We start from the raw sequence: 25,425 nt of genomic DNA, 5'->3' as shown, positions 1-25,425 counted from the left end.
CCTACTCCACCGCGACGAACAGCGGGTAGTTCTCCTGGCCGCCCTGGTAGACGACCACGTCGACGTCGACCCGCTCGGCCCGGAGGCGGCGGGACAGCTCCTGCGCGACGTCGTCGTCGGCTCCGTCGCCGACGACCAGGGTGACCAGCTCGGCCGCCGGGGACACGAGCCGGTCGAGGACCGCACCCGCGACCTCGGCGACGTCGTGACCGACCACCGCGAAGTCGCCGGAGACGACGCCGAGCACGTCGCCGACGTCGCACGGGCCGGCCATCGTGATGCCCGGCTCGGTGGCCACCGTGACGGCGCCGTGCTGGGTGTGGGCGGCCGCGCTCGACATGGCGACGACGTCCTCGTCGAAGTCCAGGCCGGGGTCGTGGACCGCCAGTGCCGCCAGACCCTGCACCTGGGCGTGGGTGGGGATGACCGCGACGCGCACGCCGTCGGCGCGCACCTGCTTGGCCGCCGCGTCGAACAGGCCGACGTAGCGCTGGTTGTTGGGCAGCACCACGATCTCCGCGACGTCGAGGGAGCGCAGCGTCCCGAGCATCGTGGCGACGTCGACGGGCCGGTCACGGGTGAACTCGAGGACGTGGGCCCCGGCCTCGCGGCACAGGTCGGCCAGCCCGGCGCCGGTGGCGGCCACCACGACGGCACGACCGACCGCGGCCTCGCCCCGCTGACGGGCGATCTGGTCGGCGAAGTGGGTGACGGCGATGCGGTACGGCCGGCCGGCCTGCATGCCGGCCTCGATCGCGGCGCCCACGTCGTCGACGTGCACGTGGACGTTCCACAGCCGTTCGCCGCCCACGACGACGAGCGAGTCGCCCAGGCCGTCGAGCGCGGTGCGCAGTGCGGGGATCTCGCTGTCGTCGGCGTCGAGCAGGTACATGACCTCGTAGCCCGGACCCCCTTCGACGAAGTCGTCGCCGGCGGGCGCCACGGGGCGCGGCACGTGGTGGGCCGCCGGCTCGGGGGCGCGGCCGGTGAGGGCGCGCTCGGTGGCGTCGAGCACCACCACGAGGGCGCGACCGCCCGCGTCGACCACGCCGGCCTGGGCGAGCCTCGGCATCTGCTCGGGCGTCCTGGCCAGCGCGACCCGCGCCGACGCGGCAGCCAGGGCGAACACGTCGCGGGCCTCCGCGCCGGACTCCACCGCGTGCTCGGCCCCCTCGGCCGCCGCCCGGGCCACCGACAAGATGGTGCCCTCGACCGGCCGACCCACGGCGGCGTGCGCGGCATCGGACGCGGCCCGGAAGGACCGCGCGACGTCGGCGGGCTCGACGGGGGCGTCGAGGGACAGGTCGTGGAAGGTGGCGCGCACGAGCTGGGAGAGAATGACGCCGCTGTTGCCCTTGGCTCCCGTGAGCAGGCCGTCGGTGTGGGCGCGGACGAGGTCGGCGAGGGCGACGTCGTCGGGCAGTGCCGCCACCGCGTCGGCCCCGGCCACGAAGGTCAGGTAGGCGTTGGTCCCGGTGTCGCTGTCGGGGACCGGGAACACGTTGAGCGCGTCGATCTCGGCCCGGGTGGCCGACAGCGCCTGCACGCACAGCTGGGTCCACGCACGGAAGGCGTCGGGACGCAGGCGCAGCACCATGGGGTGAGGTTAGCGTGGCCCCAGGACGTACCGGTGGCACCCGCGACGGGCGATTGGCCCCGCCCGGTGGGCATCGGCTATCCTTGAGCGGTTGCCCGCCGTGCGGGCGCCCCTCATCTTTCGTCGTCCGACGAATCCCCGTATCGAGTTAGCAGGAGTGGTCACTGTGGCAGCGGTTTGTGACGTGTGCACCAAGGGACCTGGCTTCGGCCACAACGTGTCCCACTCGCACCGACGCACGAAGCGTCGTTTCGACCCCAACATCCAGCGCGTGCGCGCCGTCGTCGACGGCACGCCCAAGCGCCTGAACGTCTGCACGTCGTGCCTCAAGGCCGGCAAGGTCAGCCGCTGAAGCACGTCCATGCCTTCGGCGACGATGCTCTCGGTGAGCTCGACGCCGTCGGCGTGGCGGCCTCGATCGCCGATGGAAGCATCAGCGCGGTCGAGGCTGCTCAGGCTGCCGTCGCCCGTGCAGCCGCGGTCGAGCCGCACCTCAACGCGATCGTCGTCGACGACTTCGAGCGTGCGCTCGCCCTGGCGTCCGGCCCCCTGACAGGTCGACTCGCCGGCGTCCCGACGTTCGTCAAGGACAACACCGACGTCGCAGGCCTGCCCACGCGGCAGGGCTCGCGCGCCATCCCGCCGACACCGGCCGCGGCCGACGCGCCGTTCACCACGCAGCTGCGCGCCGCCGGCCTCGTCCCGCTCGGCAAGTCCTCCCTCCCGGAGTTCGGCTGGAGCGCCAGCACCGAGTTCGACCAGTGGGAAGCCACCCACAACCCGTGGGACACCGACTTCTCCAGCGGCGCCTCCTCCGGCGGCGCAGCAGCGCTCGTCGCGTCCGGCGTCGTCCCGATCGCCCACGCCAACGACGGTGGCGGCTCCATCCGCATCCCCGCCGCCGCGTGCGGCCTGGTCGGGCTCAAGCCGACCCGGGGACGGCTGGCGCCTGACGCCCACGCCGAGCAGATGCCCGTCGACGTCGTCTGCAACGGCGTGGTCACGCGCACCGTGCGCGACACCGCCCACTTCCTGGCCGCGGCCGAGGCGCACCGCACGGCCCCGGGGCTCCCCCTCGTCGGCCTCGTCGAGGGACCGGGCGACCGTCGTCTGCGCATCGGCCTGGTGCTCGACTCGCTCACCGACACGCCGACCGACGACGAGACCCGCGCGGCGGTGCTCGCCACGGCGGATCGACTCACGTCGCTCGGGCACGAGGTCGTGGAGGTGCCGCTGCCCGCGGCCGACGCCTTCGCCGAGGCGTTCAAGCACTACTGGGCGATGCTGGCCTTCTCGACCCACCACTTCGGCAAGCGGGTCATGCACCCGCAGTTCGACAAGTCGGCCACCGACCCCCTCACGCAGCACCTGGCGCGCCGCTTCGCCCGCTCGTTCTGGCGCACGCCGGGGGCGATCCGTACGCTCAAGCGCAGCGAGCACGAGCTGCGCGAGCACTTCGCCGAGAACCGTCTCGACGCCGCGCTCTCCCCCACGCTGGCGCACACCACGCCGCGCCTGGGGCACCTGTCACCCAACGGCGCGTTCCCGGAGATGTTCGACCGCCTGGTCCGGTACGCCGCGTTCACCCCACTCAACAACGCCACGGGCTCCCCCGCCGTCTCGCTGCCGCTCGGCCGCACCGCCGAGGGCCTGCCGATCGGCGTCCAGCTCCAGGCGCTGCACGGCGACGAGCGCACGCTGCTCGAGCTGTCCTACGAGCTCGAGGCCGCCCAGCCGTTCGCGCGCATCCAGGACTGACGCTTCCGCTCGGCGGCGCCAAGGCCTCGATCTCGACACACCACCCCGTGCTCCTTCGTCGCCGGGGCGGCTACTCGGTCAGCGGATGGTCGTACGGCGCGAGTCAGCGCCAGTGCTGCCAGCCGGTGTCGCCGTCCCAGGGGGCGTCGTCGACGTGCACCGCGGGCGACTCCTCCCCCGCGACGTCGCGCACCGAGCCGATGACGGACCACCCGGCCGGCAGCTCGGTCGCCGAGCTGAACGTGGCAGCGAGGGCGAAGTCCTCGCCCCCGGTCAGGACCATCGCGAGCGGATCGGTGCCGAGCGCCTCCGCCACGGTGCGCACGGGCTCGTCGATCGCGAGCGTCGACGACCGCAGGTCGATGAGCACCCCGCTGGCCACGGCGACGTGGCCGAGGTCGGCGAGGAGACCGTCGCTCACGTCGATCATCGCCGTCGCGCCGGCATCGGCGGCCGCCGGACCCGCCGCGTACGGAGGCCGGGGGCAGCGGTGCGCCTCCACCGCAGCCTTCGGCGAGCGGAACCCGCGGCTCATCGCGGCGTACCCGGCAGCGGACCAGCCCAGCCGTCCTGCCACCGCCACGACGTCGCCGGGCAGGGCACCCGACCGGCGCACCGGTCGCGGCGCGTCGCCCATGACGGTGACCGCGACCACCACGACGTCGCTGGCCGTCATGTCACCGCCCACCACGTGTGCACCGACGAGAGCGGCCTCCTGCTCGAACCCCTTCGCCAGCTCCACGACCCAGGCCGACGGAGTGTCCGCGGGGACGCCGAGCCCGACCGTGAGCGCCGTGGCCACACCCCCCATGGCGTTGACGTCCGACAGGTTCGCCGCGGCGGCCTTGCGGCCGATCTCGAGCGCCGAGGACCAGTCGCGCCGGAAGTGCCGACCCTCCACGAGGAGGTCCGTGGAGACCACGAACGTCCCGTCGTGGGTCCGCACGTGCGCAGCGTCGTCACCGGGTCCGATCAGCACCCGCGGGTGCGATCCCGCGGCCGCCTGCACCTGGTCGATGAGGCCGAACTCGCCCACGTCGGACACCGACGACGGACTCGAGGCGTCGGCCGCTCCCTGCTCCTGTGCTGGCACCCGCCCATTGTGGACCAGCCGGGCGGCGACCCACCTGCGAGGTCGAGTATGGTGTCGAGGTTCCCGAGCACGGAGGTCAGCATGACGGTCCAGGCCTACATCCTCGTCCAGACCGAGGTCGGCAAGGCCTCCCAGGTCGCGCAGGAGATCGCCGCGATCCAGGGTGTCACGGTGTCCGAGGACGTCACCGGCCCGTACGACGTGATCGTCCGCGCAGAAGGTCCTTCGATGGACCAGCTCGGCACGCTCGTCGTCCAGAGCATCCAGAAGGTCCCCGGCATCACCCGCACGCTGACCTGCCCCGTCGTCAAGATCTGACGGTGCCCCGCCACGCCGGGCGTCGTCTCGGCCTCGTCGTCGCCGCGAGCCTCGTCCCGCTCGCGGCCTGCGGCAGCGGCGTGCTCGTCGACGCCTACCCCACCGCACCGGGCACCGACGTCGACTGCGGGGCACTGATCGCCGACCTGCCCTCGTCGGTGGACGGCCTCGACCGACGCACCCTCGAGCAGGACGTCCCCGCCGCGGCGTGGGGCGACCCGCCCGTGGTGCTGCGCTGCGGCGTCCCCACGCCCGAGGCGTTCGAGCCCACCTCCGAGTGCAAGCTCGTCGACGGGGTCGACTGGTTCGACGAGCAGACGGCCAACGGCTTCCGCTTCACGACCGTCGGCCGACGCGCGAACGTCGAGGTCGACGTCCCGGCCGTGCACGACCCCGCGGCCGACGTGCTGGTCGACCTCGCCGAGAGCATCGACAAGCACCTGCCGGTCGAGCAGCCCTGCCGCGGCTGAGCGTCGGGTCCGGAACCAGGCGAGCACCCGGAGCGCCGCCAGAGTGACGCACGATTCTGCGTTCGTGCACGGAAGCTCGAACGATGCTGCGTTCGCGACGCGATCCCGTCGCGACTGCAGAATCCTTCGGAGGTTCACTCCCGAAGGCAGAATCGTGCGTGAGTCCGGCACCACCCTCGCCGCGGCCACTCGGCCGAGACCGACCTAGCGCAGACCGGGCTCCCGCTGCAGGGCCAGCTGCAGCAGGCGGTCGACCAGGTCGGCGTACGAGACACCGCTGGCCTCCCACAGCACGGGGAACATCGACGTGGAGGTGAAGCCCGGCATGGTGTTGATCTCGTTGACCACGAGACCGTCCGGGGCCGTGCCGGTGAGGAAGAAGTCGACGCGGGCGAGCCCCTCGCAGCCCAGAGCCTCGAAGGCCTGGATCGCGTAGGCGCGGATCCGCTCGGACAGCACGTCGGAGATGTCGGCGGGCACGAGGTTGGCGCTCGAGCCGTCGAGGTACTTGGCCTCGAAGTCGTAGAAGTCGTGGGTCGCGTCGTCGTTGCGGACCTCGCCCACCACGCTCGCCTCGGCCGTGCCGTCGAGACGCTGGACCACGCCGACCTCGAGCTCGCGCTTGTCGATCGCGGCCGCCTCCACGATCACCTTCGGATCGTGCTCACGGGCCGCCTCCACCGCGGCCACGAGCTGCGAGGGGTCGTCGACCTTCGTCACCCCCGAGCTGGAGCCGGCGCGTGCGGGCTTCACGAACACGGGGAGCCGCAGCGCCCGCACCCGGTCCAGCACCTTCTCGCGCTCGAGCTCCCACTGGCGCGGGGTGATCGTCACGTAGGCGATCTGCGGCAGCCCGGCGGCCGAGAACACGGTCTTGGTGAACGGCTTGTCCATGCCGACGGAGCTCGCGAGCACCCCGGCGCCGACGTACCGGACTCCCGCCATCTCCAGCAGACCCTGGATCGTGCCGTCCTCGCCCCACGGGCCGTGCAGCAGCGGCAGCACCACGTCGACGTCACGCAGCTCCTCCCACGCGAACGGCGCCCCGTCGGGATCGACGTGCGGCAGACCACCGTCGGGGACGACGCCCCCGAGGTCGTCGCGCACCCATCGTCCGTCGGGGGTGATCCCCACGGTGGTCACGTCGTACCGACCCCGATCGATCACGGACACCACGTTGCGGGCGGTGAGGCACGAGACCCCGTGCTCGCTGGACCGACCGCCGAACACGACGGCGACCCTGGGTCGAGCGGTCGAGTCCCCCGTCGGAGTCACTGCCGGTGCGCTGGAGTTCATCGCACGACAGCCTAGCCCGGCCACCCCTGTCCCGAGCGTGCGCCACGTCACCGACGGAAGGGGGTCCCCGGGCCCTGGGCCGATGCGGACCGGCGGGGCACAATGGTGGCCATGCACGGACCCGACCTCTCCTCCTCGACGATCGCCGTCGGAGCCGGTCGACCCGCTCGCACCCCGGGGGCACCACTCAACGCACCGATCACGCTCGCGAGCGCGCTCGTGCCCGGCGGGGACTCCGAGTACGGGCGGCACGGCAACCCGGCCTGGACCGCGTTCGAGGAGGTGCTGGGTGCCCTCGAGGGCGGACGCGCCCTGGCGTTCGCCTCCGGCCAGGCCGCCACGACCGCGGTGTTCGACCTCGTGCCCGCGCGGGCGGCCGTCGTCGCGCCCGCGGCGGCCTACTCCGGCACCCTCGTGCAGCTGCGCGAGCGTGCCCGGCGCGGACTCATCGACCTGCGCCTCGTCGACGTCACCGACACCCAGGCCGTGATCGACGCCGCCGACGACGCCGCCCTTGTGTGGCTGGAGTCGCCCACCAACCCGCTGCTGGAGGTGGCCGACATCGAGCGCATCGCGAGCGAGGCCGCGCGGTCCGGCACGGCCGTGGCCGTCGACAACACCTTCGCGACGCCGCTCCGCCAGAAGCCGCTCGAGCTCGGGGCCGACTTCGTGGTGCACTCGGCCTCGAAGCTGATCTCGGGCCACAGCGACGTGATCCTGGGCGCGGTCGTCACCGGGAACGACCGCGCGCACCGGGCCATCGAGGCACGGCGCGCGAACCTCGGTGCCATCCCCGGCGCACTCGAGTGCTGGCTCGCCACCCGCGGCATCCGCACCCTGCACGTGCGCCTGGACCGCGCCGAGGCCAACGCCCGCGAGATCGCCACCCGGCTGCAGACGTCGCGGGTCGTCACCGGCGTCCGCTACCCCGGCTGGGGCACGATCGTCTCCTTCGAGGTCCTGGGTGGTCCCGAGACGGCGCAGAAGGTCACCGAGCTGTCCGACGTCATCACCTACGCCACGAGCCTCGGCGGCGTGGAGTCCACGTGGGAGCGGCGACGGCGCCACGAGCAGGAGCCGTCCGGCGTGCCGGAGAACCTCGTGCGGCTGTCCGTGGGCATCGAGGACGTCGAGGACATCTGGTACGACGTGGAACGCTCCCTCGCGTCGATCTGACGCCTCGGGGCGACGTCCGCGTCAGCGCACCTCGGGCTTGGCCTCGCGCGAGATGAGGGCCTTGACCAGGTTCTCCGGGTCCATCTCGCCGGCGATGAGCGCGGCGACGTGGGCGACGATCGGCATGTCGACGTCGTGCGCGGCGGCGAGCTCGGCGACCGACTGGCAGGACTTGACGCCCTCGGCGACCTGACGGGTCTGCGCGGTGACCTCCTCGACGCTGAGCCCCTGGCCCAGCTTCTCGCCGAAGCTGCGGTTGCGCGACAACGGGGACGAGCAGGTCGCGACCAGGTCGCCCATGCCGGCGAGCCCGGAGAAGGTGAGCGGGTCGGCGCCGATCGCGATGCCCAGGCGGGCGGTCTCGGCCAGCCCGCGCGTGATCACCGACGCCTTGGTGTTGTCGCCGAACCCGAGTCCCACGCACACCCCGACCGCCAGGCCGATGATGTTCTTCGTGGTGCCGCCCAGCTCGCAGCCGATGACGTCGGTGTTGGTGTACGGACGGAAGGCGGCGGTGTGGCAGAGCTGCTGGAGGCGCTCGGCCACGGCCTGGTCGGCGCAGGCCACCACGCTGGCCGCCGGCTCGCGGCGGGCGATCTCCTTGGCGAGGTTGGGCCCGGTGACCACGGCGATGCGCTCGGGGCCCGCACCGGTGAGCTCGGCGATGACCTCGCTCATCCGCAGGTGGGTCCCGAGCTCGACACCCTTCATGAGGCTCACCAGGACGGCGTCGTCACCGATCGCGGCGCCCCAGTCCCCGAGGTTGGCGCGCAGCTGCTGCGACGGGACGGCCAGCACGACCACCTCCGCGCCGTCGAGCGCCTCCCGGGGGTCGTTCGTGGCCCGGATGGCCTCGGGCAGCTCGATCCCCGGCAGGTAGTCGGCGTTCTCGTGGGTGGCGTTGATCGCGTCGCAGAGCTCGGCTCGGCGTCCCCACAGCCGCACCTCGTTGCCGGCGTCGGCCAGCACCAGGGCGAACGCGGTGCCCCACGATCCTGCTCCCATCACGGCAGTCCTGACCATCACGGCTCCTTCGGGGTGTCGGCACCGCCGGGATCGGCGGGTGCAACGTCATGCGGTGCGGGGTCGTTCGGTGCGGGGGCGGGGCCGCCCTCGAGGGGCGCCCGGAAGTCGCTGCGCGGCCGGGCCAGCGTGTGCACGTCGATGCGGGGCCCCGTCGGCAGCTCACCGCGGATCTCGCCGACCATCGCCGTGAGCGCGTCCATGAGTCGACCCGTGGCGGTGCGCAGGACCTCCTCGGTGAGCGGCCGGTCCCTGAGGTCGGACAGGTCGACCGGGTCGCCGATCACGACGTGGATGGTCTTGCGCGGCAGGAACTTCGGGACCTTGGTGTAGGGCCACAGGATCTTCTGGGCCCCCCACTGCGCCATGGGCACGAGCGGTCGACCGGTGGCCAGGGCCACGCGCACGGCCCCGGTCCGTCCGCTCATGGGCCAGAGCTCGGGGTCGCGGGTGATCGTGCCCTCGGGGTAGATGGTGACGACCTTGCCCGACTCGACGGCGGCCACGGCCGAGCGCAGCGACTCGGCCGCACCCTCGGTGCTGCGGTGGACCGGGATCTGCTCCGCGCCATGCAGGATCGCGCCCAGCCCCTTCACCGAGAACAGCGTGTCCTTCGCCAGGAACCGAGGCGCGACCTGGTGGTCGACCATGAAGTGGCTGATGAGGATCGGGTCGAGGTGCGAGAGGTGGTTCGGGGCGAGCACGTAGCCACCGTCCGTCGGCAGCTTCTCGACGCCGCGCCAGTCCCGCTTCGTCGCCACCATGAGGAACGGACGGAGGATCCGGACGATCCACCGCGTGGCTCTCGGGAGCACGAGGCGATCCGCAGGGCGATCCATGGGGGCGAGCCTATGACGAGAGGGGCTCGTTCGGCGTCGCGGTCCCCGCGGTGGGGACCGTGTCGGCGCCCGGGGTGACGAGAAGCCCTTCGGCTCGTTGGTCGTGCATGGCCCTCCTCCCCGCGAATCCCGCCGCCGTGCTCAACCGCGCCGACACTGCGCTGAAGAACGTGGACGGGGTGCTCGGTCGTGTCGACGGCACGCTCGGCAGCGTCGACACGACCCTCGGCACGGTCGACGTCACGCTGGCCGAGACCCGGCAGGCCCTCGGTGAGGTCAAGAACCTCCTCGCGGAGCTGCAGTCCGAGCTGGAGCTGCTGCACCAGGTGCCGCTCATCGCCGAGCAGGTCGCCCAGATCCACGCCGCGGTCACGAAGCAGGCCTAGGGACCGGTCGACCGCCCGGCGCACCACCGCGCGAGACGCCGGTGCCGGTGACCGAACAGCGCGACGGCGAGCCGGCGGACCACGGGGGCCGCGAGCGCGAGCCGCGGCTCGACCGTGAGTCGGTCGTGCACGTGCGTGCCTCCGTCCGGACCGGGCGTGAGCGTGCGCTCGTGCTCCCAGAGCCGCGCGCTGAGCATCCGCGAGACCTCGTGGAACCGACGGCCGTGGTCGAGCTCGACCACCGTGAGGTCGTCGTACTCGACGGGAAGCACCCCGAACAGACGGATCCACGCCTTCCCGAGCGGAACACCCACCGGGAGCGAGTGCACGTCGAGCCCTCTCGCACCGCGAGGCAGCGTCATCGAGAGCCACGGGCGCAGCTCGTGGTCGATGCCCTCGACCGAGGCCACACGAGCCCACACCACCTCCTGAGGCGCGGGCACCACGGAGGCGACCTCCACGACGACCCTGGTCATCGCGGTCCGCTCACGACGCAGACGTCCACGCCCGGATGCCGCTCGCGATCCTGTCCTCGGTCCCGCGCTCCGAGGAGCTGGCCACCCACGTGCCCGCGCGCCGGTCGATGCGCAGGACCACCGAGGCCTGACGCCCCTCCGGGTCCTCGACGCCGATCGACATGCTGAGAGACGTCTCGGGGCCCTTCCAGCGGGACAGCACCCGGGCCACGTCCTGCACGAGCGCGTCCAGCTCGTCGATGCCGGGCCGCTCCGCCCGGACGGAGACGAAGGCGTCGGTGTCGGAGGGCGGCTTCAGGTAGTCGTACTTCTCGCCGTGCGCCTGCACGCCGACCGCACCGGCGCCGTCGACCTCGCCGAGGTCGGCCACGAGGTCGAGCAGGTCGAGGCTGCCGACCGTCGACAGGTCGATCTCCTGCTCCTCCGGGTCGCCCGAACCGGTACCGGACGGCACCGTGTCGGGCTCGACCGTGACCGGCACGCGCGCGTAGGAGTCGGGATGTGCGCGGCGGGCGCGCTCGAGGGCCGCACGTACCTCGTCGAGCGGACCCAGGGCACGCACCCGGAGCGTGTTGGCCTGGACCGAGGCGCTCACGGCGGGCTCGTCCTCGAGGCTGCTGAGCAGGGCGCGGCGGTCGGCCTCCGTGCCGGTGTCGCCGCCGTCGGGATCCTGCGTCGGGTCGGGACGGGCGGCGAGCACGTTGTCAGCCACCACGACGGAGACGGCGAGGCCGTCCCCGCCACGAGCGTCGTCGAGGAGGGCCTCCAGCGCCGTCGCGTCGGAGGCGGACCGGACCCCGAGGAGCACGCCCGTGCCGTCCTGCTCCTCGTCCTCGGGCCGGGACCCGATGCTCACGCCGGTGAGCCGGGACGCCCCGAACTCCTCGGCCACCGCCACCGTGAACGCGACGGCACGCTCGGGGTACTCCTCGGAGACCACGAGCCGGCTGGCCCCGGAACGGTTCTCCGGCCGGGTCGTGAGGACCATGCCCGGGCTCGGGAGCGTCGCGACGCCGTCCCAGAGGTCACGGCCCGTCGGCCACTGCAGATCGGGCGACTCCTGCACCGACGCGGTGAGCTTGCTGCGGTCGGCGGCACGCGTCAGGCCCCACGACGAGACACCGGCGAGCTCGAAGCTGGCCACGGCGAGGCGCGCCGTGGCCGCGTCCGCGGATCGTTCGCTGTCCTCGTCGAGCGACACCGAGACGCGGGGGTCGGAGCCACGCGGCTCGGACGACGCAGCGTCGTCGGCCTCTCCCTCGACGACCTCCACGGTGGTGGCGCCCGTGTCGCGAGCCTCGCCGAACACCGTGGTGAGCTGCGAAGCGCGGATGGTCGGGCGGACCTCCACGCGGACGCTGCAGCGTCCCAGCTCGCAGCTGGAGCTCGCTCGCTCGACGCCGGCGAGCTCCTCGAGCGCGGCCACGTCGTCGTCGTCGACGCCACAGCCCGTCAGCACCGCCGCGGCCACGAGACCTGCCAGGACCGTCGTGGCAGCACGCCTGGTCCTGCTCCGGACCACCCCCGTCGTCATGGACGGAGAGTAGCGCCCCGGTGCCGCTCGGGGCGTTCCGTCAGAGCGTGGCGGGCTTGAACGCGGGGCGCCGGCTCTCGTAGGTGGCGATGTCGTCGTCGTGCGAGAGCGTGATCGCGATGTCGTCGAGACCCTCGAGCAGGCGCCAGCGCGTGTAGTCGTCGATCGTGAACGAGTCCTCGATGGCGTCGGGACCCTCACCGGCACGCACCGTGCGCGACTCGAGGTCGACCGTGACGGTCGCGCCCGGGTTCGCGTCGAGGTGGTCCCACAGGCGCTGCACGACCTTGTCGTCCACCTGGGCGGCCAGCAGCCCGGCCTTGCCGGAGTTGCCACGGAAGATGTCACCGAACCGTGAACTGATCACGGCCTTGAAGCCGTAGTTCTGCAGGGCCCAGACGGCGTGCTCGCGCGACGAGCCGGTGCCGAAGTCCGGACCGGCCACCAGCACGGTCGCGTCGCGGAAGGCGTCGCGGTTCAGGACGAACTCGGGGTCGTTGCGCCAGGCCGCGAACAGTCCGTCCTCGAAGCCGGTGCGCGTGACGCGCTTGAGGTAGACGGCGGGGATGATCTGGTCGGTGTCGACGTTGCTGCGCCGCAGCGGGGCGCCGACGCCGGTGTGCGAGGTGAACTTCTCCATCGTGATCAGGCTCCTGCGGTCGCGGGGACGGGCTCGAGGTCGGCCGGGCTGGCCAGGTGGCCCAGCACGGCCGTGGCCACGGCGACGTCGGGCGAGACGAGGTGGGTGCGGCCGCCCTTGCCCTGGCGTCCCTCGAAGTTGCGGTTGGACGTGGAGGCGCTGCGCTCCCCCGGGGTCAGCTGGTCGGGGTTCATGCCGAGGCACATGGAGCATCCCGCTCCGCGCCACTCCGCGCCGGCGTCGGTGAAGATCCGGTCGAGACCCTCCTCCTGGGCCTGCAGCCGAACCCTCACCGAGCCGGGCACGACGAGCATGCGCGTGCCCTCGGCCACCGTGCGGCCCTCGATGAGCTCGGCGGCGCGGCGCAGGTCGGAGATCCGGCCGTTCGTGCACGAGCCGACGAACACGGTGTCGACGCTGATGTCACGCAGCGGCGTGCCGGCCTCCAGACCCATGTAGGCGAGCGCGTTCGCGGCGGCCTCGCGCTCGGTCGGCTCCTCGAAGCTCTCCGGATCCGGCACCGTGCCCGAGAGCGGGGCGCCCTGGCCGGGGTTCGTCCCCCAGGTGACGAAGGGCGTGATCTCGGACGCGTCGATCCGGATCACCTTGTCGAAGTGGGCGTCGTCGTCGGTGGTGAGGCTCGTCCAGTACGCCACGGCCTCGTCCCACGCCTCGCCCTGCGGAGCGTGCGGGCGGCCCTGGATGTACTCGAAGGTGGTCTCGTCCGGAGCGATGAGCCCGGCCTTCGCTCCCCACTCGATGCTCATGTTGCAGATCGTCATGCGCTCCTCCATGGAGAGCGCACGGATCGCCTCGCCGCGGTACTCGACGATGTAGCCCTGGCCGCCACCGGTCGTCTCCTGGGTGATGAGCGCGAGGATCAGGTCCTTGGCGGTCGACCCGGGAGGCAGCGTGCCGTCGACGTCGACGGCCATCATCTTCGGCTTGGCCTGCGACAGCGACTGGGTGGCGAGCACGTGCTCGACCTCGCTCGTGCCGATGCCGAAGGCGATCGACCCGAAGGCGCCGTGGGTGGAGGTGTGGGAGTCGCCGCACACGATGGTCATGCCCGGCTGGGTGAGGCCCAGCTGCGGTCCGACCACGTGGACGATGCCCTGGTCGATGTCGCCCATCGGGTGCAGGCGGACGCCGAACTCCTCGGCGTTGCGACGCAGCGTCTCGACCTGGGTGCGGGAGACGGGGTCGGCGATCGGCTTGTCGAGGTCCGTCGTCGGGATGTTGTGGTCCTCGGTGGCGAGGGTCAGGTCGGGCCGGCGGACGGGACGGCCGGACAGCCGCAGGCCGTCGAACGCCTGCGGGCTCGTGACCTCGTGGATGAGGTGGAGGTCGATGTAGAGCAGGTCGGGCTCGCCCTCGGCCGTGCGGACGACGTGGTCGTCCCAGATCTTCTCCGCGAGCGTCCTGCCCATCGCGATCATCTCTCCTCTGCGTCGTCGTCAGTGCGGCGTCAGCCTAGCACTTGCGTCTCACCATACGATACGGCAGTATCAAGGCATGGACAACGCCAGTGGAGTGGGTGTGCTCGACAAGGCCGCTCTCGTGCTCTCGGCCCTCGAGCCCGGACCTGCCACCCTCGCCGGGCTGGTCGCCGCGACCGGCCTCGCGCGGCCGACGGCCCACCGGCTCGCCGTGGCGCTCGAGCACCACCGGCTCGTCTCCCGCGACATGCAGGGACGCTTCGTGCTCGGACCGCGGCTCGGCGAGCTCGCCGCCGCCGCCGGCGAGGACCGCCTGCTGGCCGCCGCGGGTCCGGTGCTCGCACGTCTGCGCGACATCACCGGCGAGTCGGCGCAGCTGTACCGCCGACAGGGCGACTTCCGGGTGTGCGTGGCGGCGGCGGACCGGCCGACCGGTCTGCGCGACTCGATCCCCGTCGGAGGCCAGCTCACCATGGCAGCCGGGTCCGCTGCCCAGATCCTGCTGGCGTGGGAGGACCCCGAGCGCATGAACAAGGGGCTACTCAAGGCCACCTTCTCGGCCGCCGAGCTGTCCGCCGTGCGTCGCCGCGGATGGGCGCAGAGCGTCGGCGAGCGCGAGCCGGGTGTCGGGTCGGTCTCCGCCCCGGTCCGCTCCCCCTCCGGCAAGGTGGTCGCCGCCGTGTCGGTCTCCGGTCCCCTGGAACGCCTGACCCGGCAGCCGGGGCGCATGCACGCACCTGCCGTGGCCGCCGCCGCGGAACGGCTCAGCCAGAGCCTGCGCCGCGCCGGCTGACCTCCGTCTACCCGCGCAGGGCCTCGAGCAAGGCGCCCTTCGTCATCCGGGACGCACCGGGGACCTGCTTCTCGCGGGCCGCCGCGCGCAGCCGCACCACGGTCCAGGACTCGTCGGGGACGGGCGACTCCTCGACGGGCAGGTCTCCGCGCTCCGCGGGCGGAGCGTGGTCGACAGGGGCGTCACGGGTGGCGCGACGGAGCCTGGCCTCGAGCTTGGCCACCTTGGAACGCTCCTGCCGAGCCTCGGCCTTCCACTGCGCCGCCTTGCCCTTGGCCTTCTCGAGCTTGCGCTCGAGCTGATCCACCGAGCCACGCAGCTTCTCGACCTGCCCCTGCGCCTTGGCCAGCTCCTTCGCGCTGCTCGGGCCGCCCTTCTTCGAGGACTTCTTCGCGCCGCCGGACGCCTTCTCGGACTTCTTCACCTTGGCCATCTCGCTCCTCGCATGGTCGGACTCGGCCGAATCATGGCAGACGCAGGTGACGCGGAGGTGAACCTGCACGGACCCCGGCTCCGGCTCACAGCGTGGGTGCCGTGGCGGTCGCCACCGTGACGCCGGAGGCGTCCGCGACGCGCAGGCCCGCGACGTCCTCGCGCAGCACGGCGGCGTTCATGCGGCAGTGGACCTCCACCGCCGAGCCCAGGAAGGCGCCCGCCTCCACGTCGCGCCCCTGCTCGTCCACGACATAGACGACGTAGACCTCCCCGGGCCGGGTGCCGGCGACGTCGAGCACGGCCTCCGTGCCCCAGGTGTGGGCGACGAACGCCGCGTCGACGCGCCCGGGCAGCGGGCTGTCGTCGCTGACCGAGGGAGCGAGCCGCTCGACGGCGCCGAGCGTGCCGGGCGGGCCCTCGACGGTGCCGTCGCCCAGGACGGCCTGGACGCCGAGCGTGGTCGCCGAGCCGGCCGCGACGAGCGCCACGGCGGCGGCGACCAGCCCCAGCCGACGACGAGCGGACCGGGGACGGGGCGCAGGCCCGACGGGCGCTGCTCCGGTGGCCCCGATCCGGCCGATCGCTGCGTCGAGCGCGGTCGAGGGCGGCACGTCGCTCCACGCACCGCCCGCGAGGGCCCACTCGTCGAGCGTCCCCACGGCGCTGCGCAGCGCGTCGAGCTCGGCGCGCAGCTCGGGACGTTCGGCGACCAACGCCTCCAGCTCGGCGGCCTCGGCCTCGTCGAGGTCGCCCGTGGCAGCGGCCGCGAGCAGCTGGTCGATGCGGTCCTGGGGCGTGGTCATGAGGCTCCCTCCTCGTCGAGCAGCACACGCAGCGCGCGCAGGCCGTGGAACATCCGGGTGCGCAGCGTCGCGACCGGCACCCCGTCACGTTCGGACAGCTGATCGTAGGTGAGTCCCTCCAGGCGCACCGCCACGATCACGCGGCGCTGGTCCGCGGAGATCTGGGCCAGCGCCCACACCAGGCCGACGTGGTCGTCCACCTGGTCGCTCTCCGGCGGTCGGACCTCACGCGGCTCCCGGACGTCCGGCACCAGCGTCATCGGGCGGCGCCCGCGGCGGCGCAGGGCGTCGATCACGACGTTGCGGGCGATCGCGAAGAGCCACGTCCTCGACGACGCCCGGGCGGCGTCGAAGCGCTCCCGCGCCTGCCAGGCGCGGGTGAAGGTCTCCTGCACGCACTCCTCGGCGAGGCCCCGGTCGCCCACGGCGTTCACGGCGAAGCCCAGGAGGTCACGGCCGTGCTCGGCGTACGCGGAGCGCACGTCGAAGCCCTCAGCCGTCATCCGGACCGCCCTTCTCGCGAGGTTGCTCCACGGTAGGCCCGTCGGCGCGCCGGGGCACGGCAACACGGTCACGGAAGCGGTCATGGAGAGGTGTACGCCGCGTCGGCCGCGAACGTTCTCGCGAAGATCCCTCGCCGTCCTCGTGAACGCACCGGCGCTCCGCCTCGTATCCCGACACGACCGGCGTCGCCGGACGCCACACGACGAAGGGACGACCATGACCCGATCGACTCGATGGACCGCAGCGGCCGGCCTCGCCGCCGCACTGCCCCTGGCACTCGGCGGACTCGCCTCGACCGCGACAGCCGACACCACGGAGCAGGTCGAGCGCCCGGAGACCTTCACCAGCGCGTTCGTCGCCGAGGCGACCGGCGACCAGGTCGTCGGACCCGACGGCACGGTCGGCGTGGGCCAGGAGGACGGCTCCGGCACGTTCATCTTCCTGATCAACTCCGACGAGGAGATCATCTGCTGGGACATCACCACCGAGGGCGTCGACCCGCCGTACCAGAGCGCCGCCCGCACCGCCACGCACATCCACCAGACGCCGGCCGGCCAGAACGGGCCCCCGCGCCTGTCGTTCCCGAACCCCGGCCCGGAGGACTCCGACATCCGCAACAGCAGCGGCTGCTCCGAAGGACCGTTCACGACCGGCCTGAGCGCGGAAGGCCAGGACACCGGCACGGGCTTCACCCTCGACCAGATCGAGGCGAACCCCGCCGGCTTCTCGGCCGACACCCACACGGCCGCCAACGTCCCCGGCGCCGTGCGCGGTCAGCTGGCCTTCAGCCAGGAGCTCCTGGACGAGGCCAACGGTGCCGGCGGTCCGCAGAGCGGCGGGCCCGATGACGAGGACGCCGGTGAGGAGAACGCCGACGACGAGGATCGCGTGGTCCCGCGCAACGGGGTCGACACCGGGGAGGGCGGAACCGCCGGCTCCACCCCGGCCGCTCCCTACGTCGCCCTGACGCTCGTCGGACTCGCTGCTGCGGGCGCCGTCGCCGCACGTCGTCGTCAGGGTGCCTGAGATTCGCCGACTGGCCGGCCTGGTCCTGCTCGTCACGCTCCTCGCAGGGTGTGGCGGGCAGGACCGGGCCCCTGCCCCGCGACCGGCGGAGACGACCACGACGGCCGCGCCGACGAGCCAGGCCCCGCGGGCCGCTGCAGCTCCGATCCGCGTGACGATCCCGCCCTTGGGTCTGGACGAGTCGCTCGTCGGCCTGGGCATCGATGCGGGGACCGGCGAGCTCGAGGTGCCCGAGGATCCGGCCCGCGTCGGCTGGTTCACGGGCGGCGGCAAGCCGGGCGAGACCTACCCCACCGTCATCGTGGGCCACAAGGACTCCCGCACCGGGCCGGCCGTGTTCGCGCGGCTGACCGAGCTGGAGGTCGGCGAGCAGCTGAGCGTCCTCGACGCTCGCGGACAGCGCCGCACCTACGAGGTCACCGAGGTGCGCGACGTGCCGCAGGACAGCCGCTTTCCCACCGAGGACGTCTACGGCAGGGCGGCGGGGTCGCAGGTCCGCCTCATCACCTGCACGGGACCCTACGACCGCGGGATCGGCCGGTACACCGAGAACCGGGTCGTCTTCGCCTCCGAGGTCTGAGTCCTCAGAAGAGCCCAGGACGCTCCAGCTCGAGCAGGACCCTCTTGCGCTCCACTCCCCCGGCGTAGCCGGTGAGGGAGCCGTCCGAGCCCACCACCCGGTGGCACGGGACGACGATCGGCAGCGGGTTGGCGCCGTTGGCGGCGCCGACGGCCCTCGAGATCACGGGCTCGTAGCCGAGACGTCGGGCGATCTCGCCGTAGCTGGCCGTCTCCCCGAACGGGATCCGGCGCAGCTCGCCCCACACCTTGCGCTGGAACTCGGTGCCGTCGTTCGCGAGCGGCAGGTCGAAGCTCCGGCGGTCGCCCGTGAAGTACTCCTGCAGCTGCTGCTGGGCGTCGTCCAGCAGCGGGTCCGAGGCGGGACGGCCGTGCGGCTCGGCCCCGAACTCGATCGCGGTCAGGAGGCCCGCGGAGCTGTGGAGGCGCAGTCCGCCGATCGGTGAGTCCATCCAACGGGTGCTCATGCTCTCGATCCTCTCGTCGTGGTCAAGGCCTGCCGTGCCAGGTGCTCGGTCCAGAGGTGCATCCCGGCGTACGAGCGCCAGGGCGCCCACCGCCTGACGTCGGCGTCGGTGGTCCCGCGGGCGTGGAGGATCCGCCGGAGCACCAGGTCCGTCTCGAGGAGCACGTCCGGATCGCCCAGCCCGCGCATGCGCACGTAGCCCACGGTCCACGGGCCGATGCCGGGCACGGCGAGCAGCGCGCGGCTGACGGCGTCGCGGTCGACGCCGCCGTCCAGCACGAGGTCACCGACGTCGACCGCACGGGCCAGGGCGACGACGGTGCGCCCGCGGGACCGGGGCATCGGCAGGGTCTCGGGATCGACCGCGGCCAGCGCCGAGGCGGTCGGGAACGCGTGGGTGAGTCCGAGCTCCTGGGCGAGGGGCAGCTCGACCGTCTCCCCGGAGGCCGCGACGAGCCGACCGATGACGGTCCGCGCGCCGCTCACCGACACCTGCTGCCCGACGACCGTGCGCACGGCCGTCTCGAACGCGTCGACCGTGCCGGGGACGCGCAGCCCAGGTCGCTCCTGCACCAGGGCGCCGAGGTCCCCGGCCCCACCATCGCTGGCACCGCCGTCCCCGGCCCCACCCTCCTCGCCGCCCAGCGCTCGATCGATCGCGACCGGGTCGGCGTCGAGGTCGAGCAGGTGCCTCAGCCGGGCGACGGCCGCCGTGAGGTCGCGCGGGTCCTGCAGCTGCACCCGGCACGACACGTGGTCGTCGTGCAGGACGAGCTCGGCGACGGCGCTGCCGTGCGGCAACGAGAGCACCCGGGCGAACCTGCGTCCCTCACCGACCTCGAGCCCGGGCACGGCGTGGTCGGCGAGGAAGCCCCCGAGCGCGTCGGCGTCGAAGGGGCGCCGGAGCGCGAGCCGCAGTCGCAGGCACTCCCCCGCCGTCGAGCCGCCGGCGCCGCGTCGGCGCATCTCGCGGGGCGAGCGGTCGTACGCGCGCCGGAAGGCGTCGTTGAACTGGCGGACCGACGCGAAGCCCGCCGCGAAGGCGACGTCGGACATGGGCATGTCGGTCGTCTCCACCAGCAGCCGCGCGGTGCGAACGCGCTGCGACTGGGCCAGCGCAAGAGGTCCCACACCGAGCTCCTGGGTGATCATGCGGTTCAGGTGCCGTTCGCTGTAGCCCAGCCGCTGCGCCAACCCCGGAACGCCCTCGCGCTCGACGACGCCGTCGCGCACCAGCCGGACCGCACGCCCCACGGCGTCGGCTCGGACGTCCCACTCCGGCGACCCGGGCGAGCTGTCCGGACGGCACCGTCGGCACGCACGGAAGCCGGCCGCCTCCGCCGCCGCGGCCGTGCGGTGGAACTCCACGTTCCGGGCGAGCGGGGTCGTCGCCGGGCAGGAGGGACGACAGTAGATGCGCGTGGTGCGCACCGCGGTGAAGAACATCCCGTCGAAGCGCTCGTCGCGCGAGCTCACCGCGCGGTAGCGCTCGTCGAAGTCCTCCATGCCGACCATCGTGCCCCGTGGGGGCAAGTACGTCTGGCGGGAATCGGACACGGCCGTGCCGTGCCGTTCCGTCGCTGGGTCAGCGTCCGCCGCGCTTCTTCCGCCGCACCATCACCGACTTGCCGTCGGCGCGCTTGACCTCGAACAGGTCGATCGCCTCGATGAGCCCGCTGAACTTCGCGTAGCCGTAGTTGCCGGGCTGGATCGAGGACTGGTTGCGGATCTGGTCGCTCACCTTGGAGAGCTGGGCCCAGCCGTCGTCGTCGGCGGCCTCGTCGACGGCCGTGCGGAGCATGCGCACGAGCTGTCGGTCGCTGCGCAGCTTGGCGCCGTCCACGCGCTGGGAGGCGCGCTGCGAGGCGGGACGAGCCCGGCCGTTGGAGGCGGCCGGAGCGTCGTCCGGGGCTTCGTCCGCGTCGTCCTCGGTGTCGTCCTCGGTGTCGTCGTCCTCGCGCAGCGTCTCCAGCTTGTAGAAGGTCGAGCACGCGTTCTGGAACGCCTTGGGCGCCTTCTCCCCGCCGAAGCCGAGGACCTCGGCGCCGGACTGTCGCAGGCGCATGACGAGGGGCGTGAAGTCGGCGTCGCTCGAGACGATGGCGAAGCCGTCGGCCACGCCCGCGTGCAGGAGGTCCATGGCGTCGATGACCATGGCGATGTCGGAGGCGTTCTTGCCCTTCGTGTAGGCGAACTGCTGCACGGGGGCGATCGCGAACTCCTGCAGCCGGCCCTCCCAGCCCTTGAGGTGGGAGTTCTTCCAGTCGCCGTAGGCGCGGCGCACGTGCGCGTTCCCGGACTTCGCGACCTGCGAGAGGATCGCGCCGATCTTGGAGGCAGGAGCGTTGTCGGCGTCGATGAGCACGGCGATGCGAGCAGGAGGCATGGGTCCACCCTAGGGGCGCCGGCTCACGCCTCCCGCCACTCCCCTCGCCGCTCCTCGGCTGCCGAGGTCCCGGCCTGCTGCTGCGTCGCTCGACTGGGCGTTCCCGCGCCGCTGCGTCGCTCGGCTGGGCGTTCCCCCGCTGCTGCGTCGCTCGGCTGGGCGTTCCCCCGCTGCTGCGTCGCTCGGCTGGGCACTCGCTCGCTGCTGCGTCGCTCGGCTGGGCATTCGCTCGCTGCTGCGTCGCTCGGCTGGGCGTTCGCTCGCTGCTGCGTCGCTGTGGCTGCGAGTCGACCTGCTCCCCGAAAGGGCCTCGACCGGAGCGGTGGGTCTCGGCGCGGTTGGGTCTGCGGGGCGCGGCCAGGATTCTCCATCTGCGCGTGATCTACGCACGATTCGCCCTTCGCGTGGACCGTGCCACGCGAAGGAAGCATCGTGGCGACGAAAAAGGCCCCGTACGGGCAGGGATTCTCCCTTCTCGTGGACCGTCACGCGCAAAGGGAGAATCCCTGCCCACCCGCTGCGCACCGAAGCCCCCACTGGACGCAGGATTCTGCCTTCGCGTGCAGAAGCCCGAACGATGCTGCGTTGGTGACGGGATCCCGTAGCGAACGCAGCATCCTTCGCCCTCTCACGCACGAACGCAGAACCTTGCGTCCCTCCGAGCCACGCTCCGAGAGCTCGCCCGAGCCCGGACCCGTCCGCCGGTCGAGGCCCTTTCGGAGCGCAGGTCGACTCGCAGCCACAGCGACGCAGCCGCAGGTCGAGACCCAGCAGGAGCAGCGCAGCACCGAGGAAAGACCCAGCGGCGGCAGTGCAGCCGCAAGCGACCGACCACCCGAGCCGACGTAGCCGCAGGAACGCCGCCGAGCCGAGCGACGCACCACGATGCGGTCGCAGGAACGCACGAGACCCCCCGACCAGGGGTCGAGGGGTCTGCGGTGGTGCGTGGTAGCCCCGACGGGATTCGAACCCGCGCTACCGCCTTGAGAGGGCGACGTGCTAGGCCGCTACACAACGGGGCCCCGGCCCCGAGGAGCCGTGTGAAAGAGGCTGGTCGTGCCTGCGGCACGTACAGCACCCTTTCGTACCCCGTACCGGATTCGAACCGGCGATCTCCGCCTTGAGAGGGCGGCGTCATAACCGCTAGACCAACGGGGCGCGGACCGGATCACAGACCCGGTCTTCGCTGGGGTACTAGGACTCGAACCTAGAACGACGGTACCAGAAACCGCTGTGTTGCCAATTACACCATACCCCATGGGGGTATCGAGCACCGTCCTTGCGAACGGCGTCCGAACCAGGGAGAAACCTTACCCGACGCCGATGCGCTCCCCCAAACCGGGTGCGGCCCTCCGCCTCGACGTCCGGGTCTGGTCAGAGTGCCGCGCGCAGACGCTCCAGCGTGCGGGTCCGACCCAGCAGCTCGATCGACTCGAACAGGGGCGGCGAGATGCGGCTACCGGTCACGGCCACCCGCACCGGCCCGAAGGCCAGTCGCGGCTTGAGCCCCAGGTCGTCGACCAGCGCAGCGCGCAGCGCGCCCTCGATCGTGGGCGTCGACCACTCGACGGTCGAGCCGATGGCCTCCAGCGCCGTGAGGGCGGCCTGCACCACCTCCAGGCCCTTCTCGTCGAGCTGCTTCGCACGGTCGTCCGGGTCGATCGTGAAGTCCGCCTCGTCGACGAACAGGAACCGCAGCATCGAGACGGCCTCGGTGAGCAGCCCCATCCGCTCGTGGACGAGGGGCACCGCGGCCGCCAGCATGGCGCTCTGCGCCTCCGTGGGCGGATCCTGCACGAGGCCCTCGGCCGCGAACCGCGGCACCAGCCGGGCGCGGAGGTCCTCGTCGGAGAGCAGCCGCACGTGGTCGCCGTTGATCGCCTCGCACTTCTTGAGGTCGAAGCGGGCCGGGTTGGGGTTGACGCGGGAGATCTCGAAGGCCTCGACCATCTCCTCGAGCGTGAACACGTCGCGCTCGACGCCGTCGACCGCGGGGAGCGACCAGCCCAGCAGGGCGAGGTAGTTGAGCAGCCCCTCGGGCAGGAAGCCCTGCTCCCGGTAGCCGAGGAGGTTGGACTCGGGGTCGCGCTTCGACAGCTTCTTGTTGCCCTGGCCCGTGACGTAGGGCAGGTGGCCGAAGCGCGGGACCATGCCGTGACCGAGGCCGATCTGCGCGAACGCCTCGTACATCGCGATCTGGCGGGGCGTGGAGCTGAGGATGTCCTCGCCGCGCAGCACGTGGGTGATGCCCATGAGCGCGTCGTCGGCGGGGTTCGTCAGCGTGTACAGCGGTTGACCGTTGGCGCGCACGATGACGAAGTCCTGCACGTTCTCGGCGCCGAACGTGATCGGTCCGCGGACCAGGTCGTCGAAGGTCCAGTCCTTCTGCGGCATCTTGAACCGGATGACCGGCTGCCGGCCCTCGGCCTCGTAGGCGGCCCGCTGCTCGGGCGTGAGGTCACGGTGCAGTCCGTCGTAGCCGCTGGGCCGACCGGCGGCCCGCGCCGCGTCACGACGCTGCTCCAGCTCCTCGGCGGTGTCGTAGGCCTTGTACGCCAGCCCGGCGTCGAGAAGGCGCTGCGCGACGTCGGCGTACACGTCCATCCGCTGGCTCTGGCGGTACGGCCCGTTCGGGCCGCCCACCTCGACGCCCTCGTCCCAGTCGAGGCCGAGCCACCGCATCACGTCGATCAACAGGTCGTAGGACTCCTCGCTGTCGCGGCTCGCGTCGGTGTCCTCGATGCGGAACACGAAGCGGCCACCGCGGTGGCGTGCGTACGCCCAGCTGAACAGCGCCGTGCGCGCCATGCCGACGTGCGGGTTGCCGGTCGGCGAGGGGCAGAAGCGGGCGACCACCGGCACGTCGTCGCCCACGGTCGGGACGGAAGCGGTGCTGGTCGTCTCGGGGCTGACGTCAGTCATGGGAGACCACCTGGTTGGTGAGGGTGCCGATGCCCTCGACGGTGACGCTCACCGAGTCGCCGACCTGCATCGGTCCGACGCCGTCGGGGGTGCCGGTGAGGATGACGTCGCCGGGCAGCAGCGTCATGAACGAGGAGACGTAGGCGACGATGTCGGCGACGGAGAACACCATGTCGCTGGTGCGGCCGTCCTGCTTCACCTCGCCGCCGAGCTCGGTGGTGACGCGGAGGTCGGCGGGATCGAGGTTGGTCTCGATCCACGGGCCGAGCGGGCAGAAGCTGTCGAAGCCCTTGGCGCGGGCCCACTGGCCGTCCGTGCGCTGCAGGTCTCGTGCGGTGACGTCGTTGGCCACCGTGTAGCCGAAGATCACCTTGTCGACGTCCTCGGCGGGCACGTCCTTGCAGATGCGCCCGATCACCACGGCCAGCTCGCCCTCGAAGTGCACGTCCGAGCTCTGAGCCGGGTAGACGATCGGGTCACCGGGACCGACCACGCTGGTGTTGGGCTTGAGGAAGACGAGCGGCCTCTCGGGCACGTCGTTGCCCAGCTCGGCCGCGTGCGCGGCATAGTTCCTGCCGATGCCCACCACCTTGCTGCGGGGGATCACCGGCGCCAGCAGGCGCACGTCGTCGATCGCGACCTTCTGGCCCGTGAGCTCGTAGCCCGCGTACAGCGGGTCACCCTTCAGCACCGCGATCGTGGGGGTGCCGTCCTCGTCACCGACCACTCCGAAACGGGGATCGTCGTCCCCGGCGAACCTGGCTACACGCATGCCTCGACCCTACCGAGCCGGGGCAGGCGCTACTCGACCGGACGGACCGAGTCGATGACGATCGGCTCGGCCGGCGGTCCGTCGGGGGCGCCACCCTCGGCGCCGACCGAGGCGACGTCCTCGAGCGCGGCCAGGCCGTCCGCCGAGATCGTGCCGAAGACCGTGTAGTCCGGCGGGAAGTCCGAGTCGGCGAAGTTCAGGAAGAACTGCGAGCCGTTCGTGTCGGGCCCGGCGTTGGCCATCGCGACGCTGCCCGCCGGATAGGCCTCCTCCCCCGTCAGCTCGTCGGCGAAGGAGTATCCCGGCCCACCGGTCCCGGTGCCGGTCGGGTCGCCGCACTGGATGATGCCGTAGGGCACGGCCGTCGGGTCGCTGACGCGGCTGCAGGGGGCGTCGTCGAAGTAGCCCTGCTCGGCGAGCGACGTGAACGACGTGGTCGCGCACACCGGCTCGGGGAGCAGCTCGACCGGCACGTCCTGCCCGTTGATGGTGATGACGACCGAGCCCGCCGGCTCCGCGTCGTCGGCCGGCGGGTCGACCTGCTTGGCCGCACCACCGGTCTCGACCCACGAGCACCCCTCGTCGGAGGCAGCGTCCGAGGAGTCCGAGTCGTCGCCACAGGCGGCGAGACCCAGCAGCGGGACGACGGCGAGCAGGACGGCGGTTCGACGCAGGCGCATGCAGGGATCGTAGA

27 protein-coding genes and 3 tRNA genes are annotated in these 25,425 nt (G+C 72.4%); 9 read left to right on the top strand and 21 right to left on the bottom strand.

From position 1 onward, the window contains the following. Position 1 precedes the first annotated feature (1 nt). The gene (locus tag ASF37_RS12755) at positions 2–1,597 is read right to left on the bottom strand and encodes a DAK2 domain-containing protein (protein WP_055965445.1); all 1,596 of its coding nucleotides are present in this window, start codon (positions 1,595–1,597) and stop codon (positions 2–4) included. Positions 1,598–1,763: 166 nt separating this feature from the next. On the opposite strand from ASF37_RS12755, the gene rpmB reads away from it, so the two are divergent. Both rpmB and ASF37_RS12745 read left to right on the top strand, forming a co-directional pair. After that, a complete protein-coding gene (gene rpmB / locus ASF37_RS12750) occupies positions 1,764–1,949 on the top strand; it encodes a 50S ribosomal protein L28 (protein WP_055965440.1) in 186 nt (61 codons plus the stop codon). After that, positions 1,919–3,355: an amidase gene (locus tag ASF37_RS12745; RefSeq protein ID WP_235493008.1), complete on the top strand. Its 1,437-nt coding sequence runs from the start codon at positions 1,919–1,921 to the stop codon at positions 3,353–3,355. Before rpmB ends, ASF37_RS12745 begins: the two co-directional genes overlap by 31 nt. Positions 3,356–3,458: 103 nt before the next feature. Here the strand turns inward: ASF37_RS12745 and ASF37_RS12740 are convergent, their stop codons facing one another. Next, complete coding sequence (locus tag ASF37_RS12740) at positions 3,459–4,448, bottom strand: thiamine-phosphate kinase (RefSeq protein WP_055965437.1); 990 nt, start codon at positions 4,446–4,448, stop codon at positions 3,459–3,461. An 81-nt stretch (positions 4,449–4,529) separates the two neighbouring features. On the opposite strand from ASF37_RS12740, the gene ASF37_RS17380 reads away from it, so the two are divergent. After that, positions 4,530–4,766 (top strand): Lrp/AsnC family transcriptional regulator, encoded by a 237-nt coding sequence (locus ASF37_RS17380; protein WP_055966413.1) that lies wholly within the window; start codon positions 4,530–4,532, stop codon positions 4,764–4,766. A gap of 2 nt (positions 4,767–4,768) precedes the next feature. Continuing rightward, positions 4,769–5,236 carry a DUF3515 domain-containing protein gene (locus tag ASF37_RS17375; RefSeq protein WP_055965434.1) on the top strand — a complete coding sequence of 156 codons (468 nt, stop codon included), beginning with the start codon at positions 4,769–4,771 and terminating at the stop codon, positions 5,234–5,236. A 204-nt stretch (positions 5,237–5,440) separates the two neighbouring features. On the opposite strand, the gene ASF37_RS12725 is transcribed toward ASF37_RS17375, so the two are convergent. Next, positions 5,441–6,532, bottom strand: a complete 1,092-nt coding sequence (locus tag ASF37_RS12725; RefSeq protein ID WP_056581019.1) for a D-alanine--D-alanine ligase family protein — start codon at positions 6,530–6,532, stop codon at positions 5,441–5,443. A 111-nt stretch (positions 6,533–6,643) separates the two neighbouring features. Between ASF37_RS12725 and ASF37_RS12720 the strand changes: the two genes are divergently transcribed. Continuing rightward, positions 6,644–7,708, top strand: coding sequence for a PLP-dependent aspartate aminotransferase family protein (locus ASF37_RS12720; protein WP_055966410.1), 1,065 nt, complete (start codon positions 6,644–6,646; stop codon positions 7,706–7,708). A gap of 21 nt (positions 7,709–7,729) precedes the next feature. Here ASF37_RS12720 and ASF37_RS12715 read toward each other — a convergent pair whose 3' ends face one another. After that, complete coding sequence (locus ASF37_RS12715; RefSeq protein WP_055965428.1) at positions 7,730–8,731, bottom strand: NAD(P)H-dependent glycerol-3-phosphate dehydrogenase; 1,002 nt, start codon at positions 8,729–8,731, stop codon at positions 7,730–7,732. Then, positions 8,731–9,570, bottom strand: coding sequence for a 1-acyl-sn-glycerol-3-phosphate acyltransferase (locus ASF37_RS12710; protein WP_082480700.1), 840 nt, complete (start codon positions 9,568–9,570; stop codon positions 8,731–8,733). The genes ASF37_RS12715 and ASF37_RS12710 overlap by 1 nt, the downstream gene beginning before the upstream one ends. 107 nt (positions 9,571–9,677) lie before the next feature. Between ASF37_RS12710 and ASF37_RS12705 the strand changes: the two genes are divergently transcribed. Continuing rightward, positions 9,678–9,956: a hypothetical protein gene (locus ASF37_RS12705; protein WP_056555408.1), complete on the top strand. Its 279-nt coding sequence runs from the start codon at positions 9,678–9,680 to the stop codon at positions 9,954–9,956. Here the strand turns inward: ASF37_RS12705 and ASF37_RS12700 are convergent. The 4 genes from ASF37_RS12700 to leuC are packed head-to-tail and all read right to left on the bottom strand — an operon-like array spanning position 9,953 to position 14,036. Then, a complete protein-coding gene (locus ASF37_RS12700; protein ID WP_056555405.1) occupies positions 9,953–10,432 on the bottom strand; it encodes a hypothetical protein in 480 nt (159 codons plus the stop codon). The two genes, ASF37_RS12705 and ASF37_RS12700, sit on opposite strands and share 4 nt — an antisense overlap. Positions 10,433–10,442: 10 nt before the next feature. After that, positions 10,443–11,966 carry a hypothetical protein gene (locus ASF37_RS12695; RefSeq protein WP_156368203.1) on the bottom strand — a complete coding sequence of 508 codons (1,524 nt, stop codon included), beginning with the start codon at positions 11,964–11,966 and terminating at the stop codon, positions 10,443–10,445. A gap of 40 nt (positions 11,967–12,006) precedes the next feature. After that, entirely contained in the window at positions 12,007–12,606 is a 600-nt protein-coding gene (gene leuD / locus ASF37_RS12690) for a 3-isopropylmalate dehydratase small subunit (protein ID WP_055965413.1), read from the bottom strand. Positions 12,607–12,611: 5 nt separating this feature from the next. After that, the gene (leuC, locus tag ASF37_RS12685; RefSeq protein WP_055966407.1) at positions 12,612–14,036 is read right to left on the bottom strand and encodes a 3-isopropylmalate dehydratase large subunit; all 1,425 of its coding nucleotides are present in this window, start codon (positions 14,034–14,036) and stop codon (positions 12,612–12,614) included. Positions 14,037–14,121: 85 nt separating this feature from the next. Between leuC and ASF37_RS12680 the strand changes: the two genes are divergently transcribed. Next, positions 14,122–14,838 (top strand): IclR family transcriptional regulator, encoded by a 717-nt coding sequence (locus ASF37_RS12680; RefSeq protein WP_055965411.1) that lies wholly within the window; start codon positions 14,122–14,124, stop codon positions 14,836–14,838. 7 nt (positions 14,839–14,845) lie between these two features. Here ASF37_RS12680 and ASF37_RS12675 read toward each other — a convergent pair whose 3' ends face one another. The 3 genes from ASF37_RS12675 to ASF37_RS12665 all read right to left on the bottom strand — a co-directional run bounded on the left by ASF37_RS12675 (position 14,846) and on the right by ASF37_RS12665 (position 16,579). After that, positions 14,846–15,271: a hypothetical protein gene (locus ASF37_RS12675; protein ID WP_056555399.1), complete on the bottom strand. Its 426-nt coding sequence runs from the start codon at positions 15,269–15,271 to the stop codon at positions 14,846–14,848. Positions 15,272–15,356: 85 nt separating this feature from the next. Beyond that, positions 15,357–16,076, bottom strand: coding sequence for a hypothetical protein (locus ASF37_RS12670; protein WP_056555396.1), 720 nt, complete (start codon positions 16,074–16,076; stop codon positions 15,357–15,359). Continuing rightward, positions 16,073–16,579, bottom strand: a complete 507-nt coding sequence (locus ASF37_RS12665; protein WP_200931231.1) for a sigma-70 family RNA polymerase sigma factor — start codon at positions 16,577–16,579, stop codon at positions 16,073–16,075. The genes ASF37_RS12670 and ASF37_RS12665 overlap by 4 nt, the downstream gene beginning before the upstream one ends. 217 nt (positions 16,580–16,796) lie before the next feature. Between ASF37_RS12665 and ASF37_RS12660 the strand changes: the two genes are divergently transcribed. Together ASF37_RS12660 and ASF37_RS12655 are read left to right on the top strand one after the other, a co-directional pair. Continuing rightward, a complete protein-coding gene (locus ASF37_RS12660) occupies positions 16,797–17,606 on the top strand; it encodes a CHRD domain-containing protein (protein WP_056581014.1) in 810 nt (269 codons plus the stop codon). A gap of 151 nt (positions 17,607–17,757) precedes the next feature. Beyond that, positions 17,758–18,186, top strand: coding sequence for a class F sortase (locus ASF37_RS12655; protein WP_235493007.1), 429 nt, complete (start codon positions 17,758–17,760; stop codon positions 18,184–18,186). Between the two features lie 4 nt (positions 18,187–18,190). Here ASF37_RS12655 and ASF37_RS12650 read toward each other — a convergent pair whose 3' ends face one another. The 9 genes from ASF37_RS12650 to ASF37_RS12610 form a co-directional block, all read right to left on the bottom strand. Next, the gene (locus ASF37_RS12650; RefSeq protein WP_056581011.1) at positions 18,191–18,652 is read right to left on the bottom strand and encodes a methylated-DNA--[protein]-cysteine S-methyltransferase; all 462 of its coding nucleotides are present in this window, start codon (positions 18,650–18,652) and stop codon (positions 18,191–18,193) included. After that, positions 18,649–20,157 carry an Ada metal-binding domain-containing protein gene (locus ASF37_RS12645; protein WP_156368202.1) on the bottom strand — a complete coding sequence of 503 codons (1,509 nt, stop codon included), beginning with the start codon at positions 20,155–20,157 and terminating at the stop codon, positions 18,649–18,651. The genes ASF37_RS12650 and ASF37_RS12645 overlap by 4 nt, the downstream gene beginning before the upstream one ends. A gap of 79 nt (positions 20,158–20,236) precedes the next feature. After that, positions 20,237–21,037 (bottom strand): NYN domain-containing protein, encoded by an 801-nt coding sequence (locus ASF37_RS12640; RefSeq protein ID WP_055965385.1) that lies wholly within the window; start codon positions 21,035–21,037, stop codon positions 20,237–20,239. A gap of 946 nt (positions 21,038–21,983) precedes the next feature. Then, positions 21,984–22,059: transfer RNA gene (locus ASF37_RS12635), tRNA-Glu, on the bottom strand. A gap of 63 nt (positions 22,060–22,122) precedes the next feature. Then, positions 22,123–22,195: transfer RNA gene (locus tag ASF37_RS12630), tRNA-Glu, on the bottom strand. 28 nt (positions 22,196–22,223) lie between these two features. Beyond that, positions 22,224–22,295: transfer RNA gene (locus tag ASF37_RS12625), tRNA-Gln, on the bottom strand. 116 nt (positions 22,296–22,411) lie between these two features. Then, a complete protein-coding gene (gene gltX / locus ASF37_RS12620; RefSeq protein WP_056581005.1) occupies positions 22,412–23,959 on the bottom strand; it encodes a glutamate--tRNA ligase in 1,548 nt (515 codons plus the stop codon). Beyond that, on the bottom strand, positions 23,952–24,731 hold the full coding sequence (locus ASF37_RS12615) for a fumarylacetoacetate hydrolase family protein (RefSeq protein WP_055965380.1): 780 nt from the start codon (positions 24,729–24,731) through the stop codon (positions 23,952–23,954). The genes gltX and ASF37_RS12615 overlap by 8 nt, the downstream gene beginning before the upstream one ends. 29 nt (positions 24,732–24,760) lie before the next feature. Beyond that, a complete protein-coding gene (locus ASF37_RS12610; RefSeq protein ID WP_055965377.1) occupies positions 24,761–25,411 on the bottom strand; it encodes a peptidylprolyl isomerase in 651 nt (216 codons plus the stop codon). Positions 25,412–25,425 lie beyond the last annotated feature (14 nt).

The organism is Aeromicrobium sp. Leaf289 (genome assembly GCF_001423335.1).
GTDB lineage: Bacteria > Actinomycetota > Actinomycetes > Propionibacteriales > Nocardioidaceae > Aeromicrobium.
Note: the sequence above shows the minus strand (reverse complement) of the source record. Positions and strands in the feature narration are given on the sequence as shown.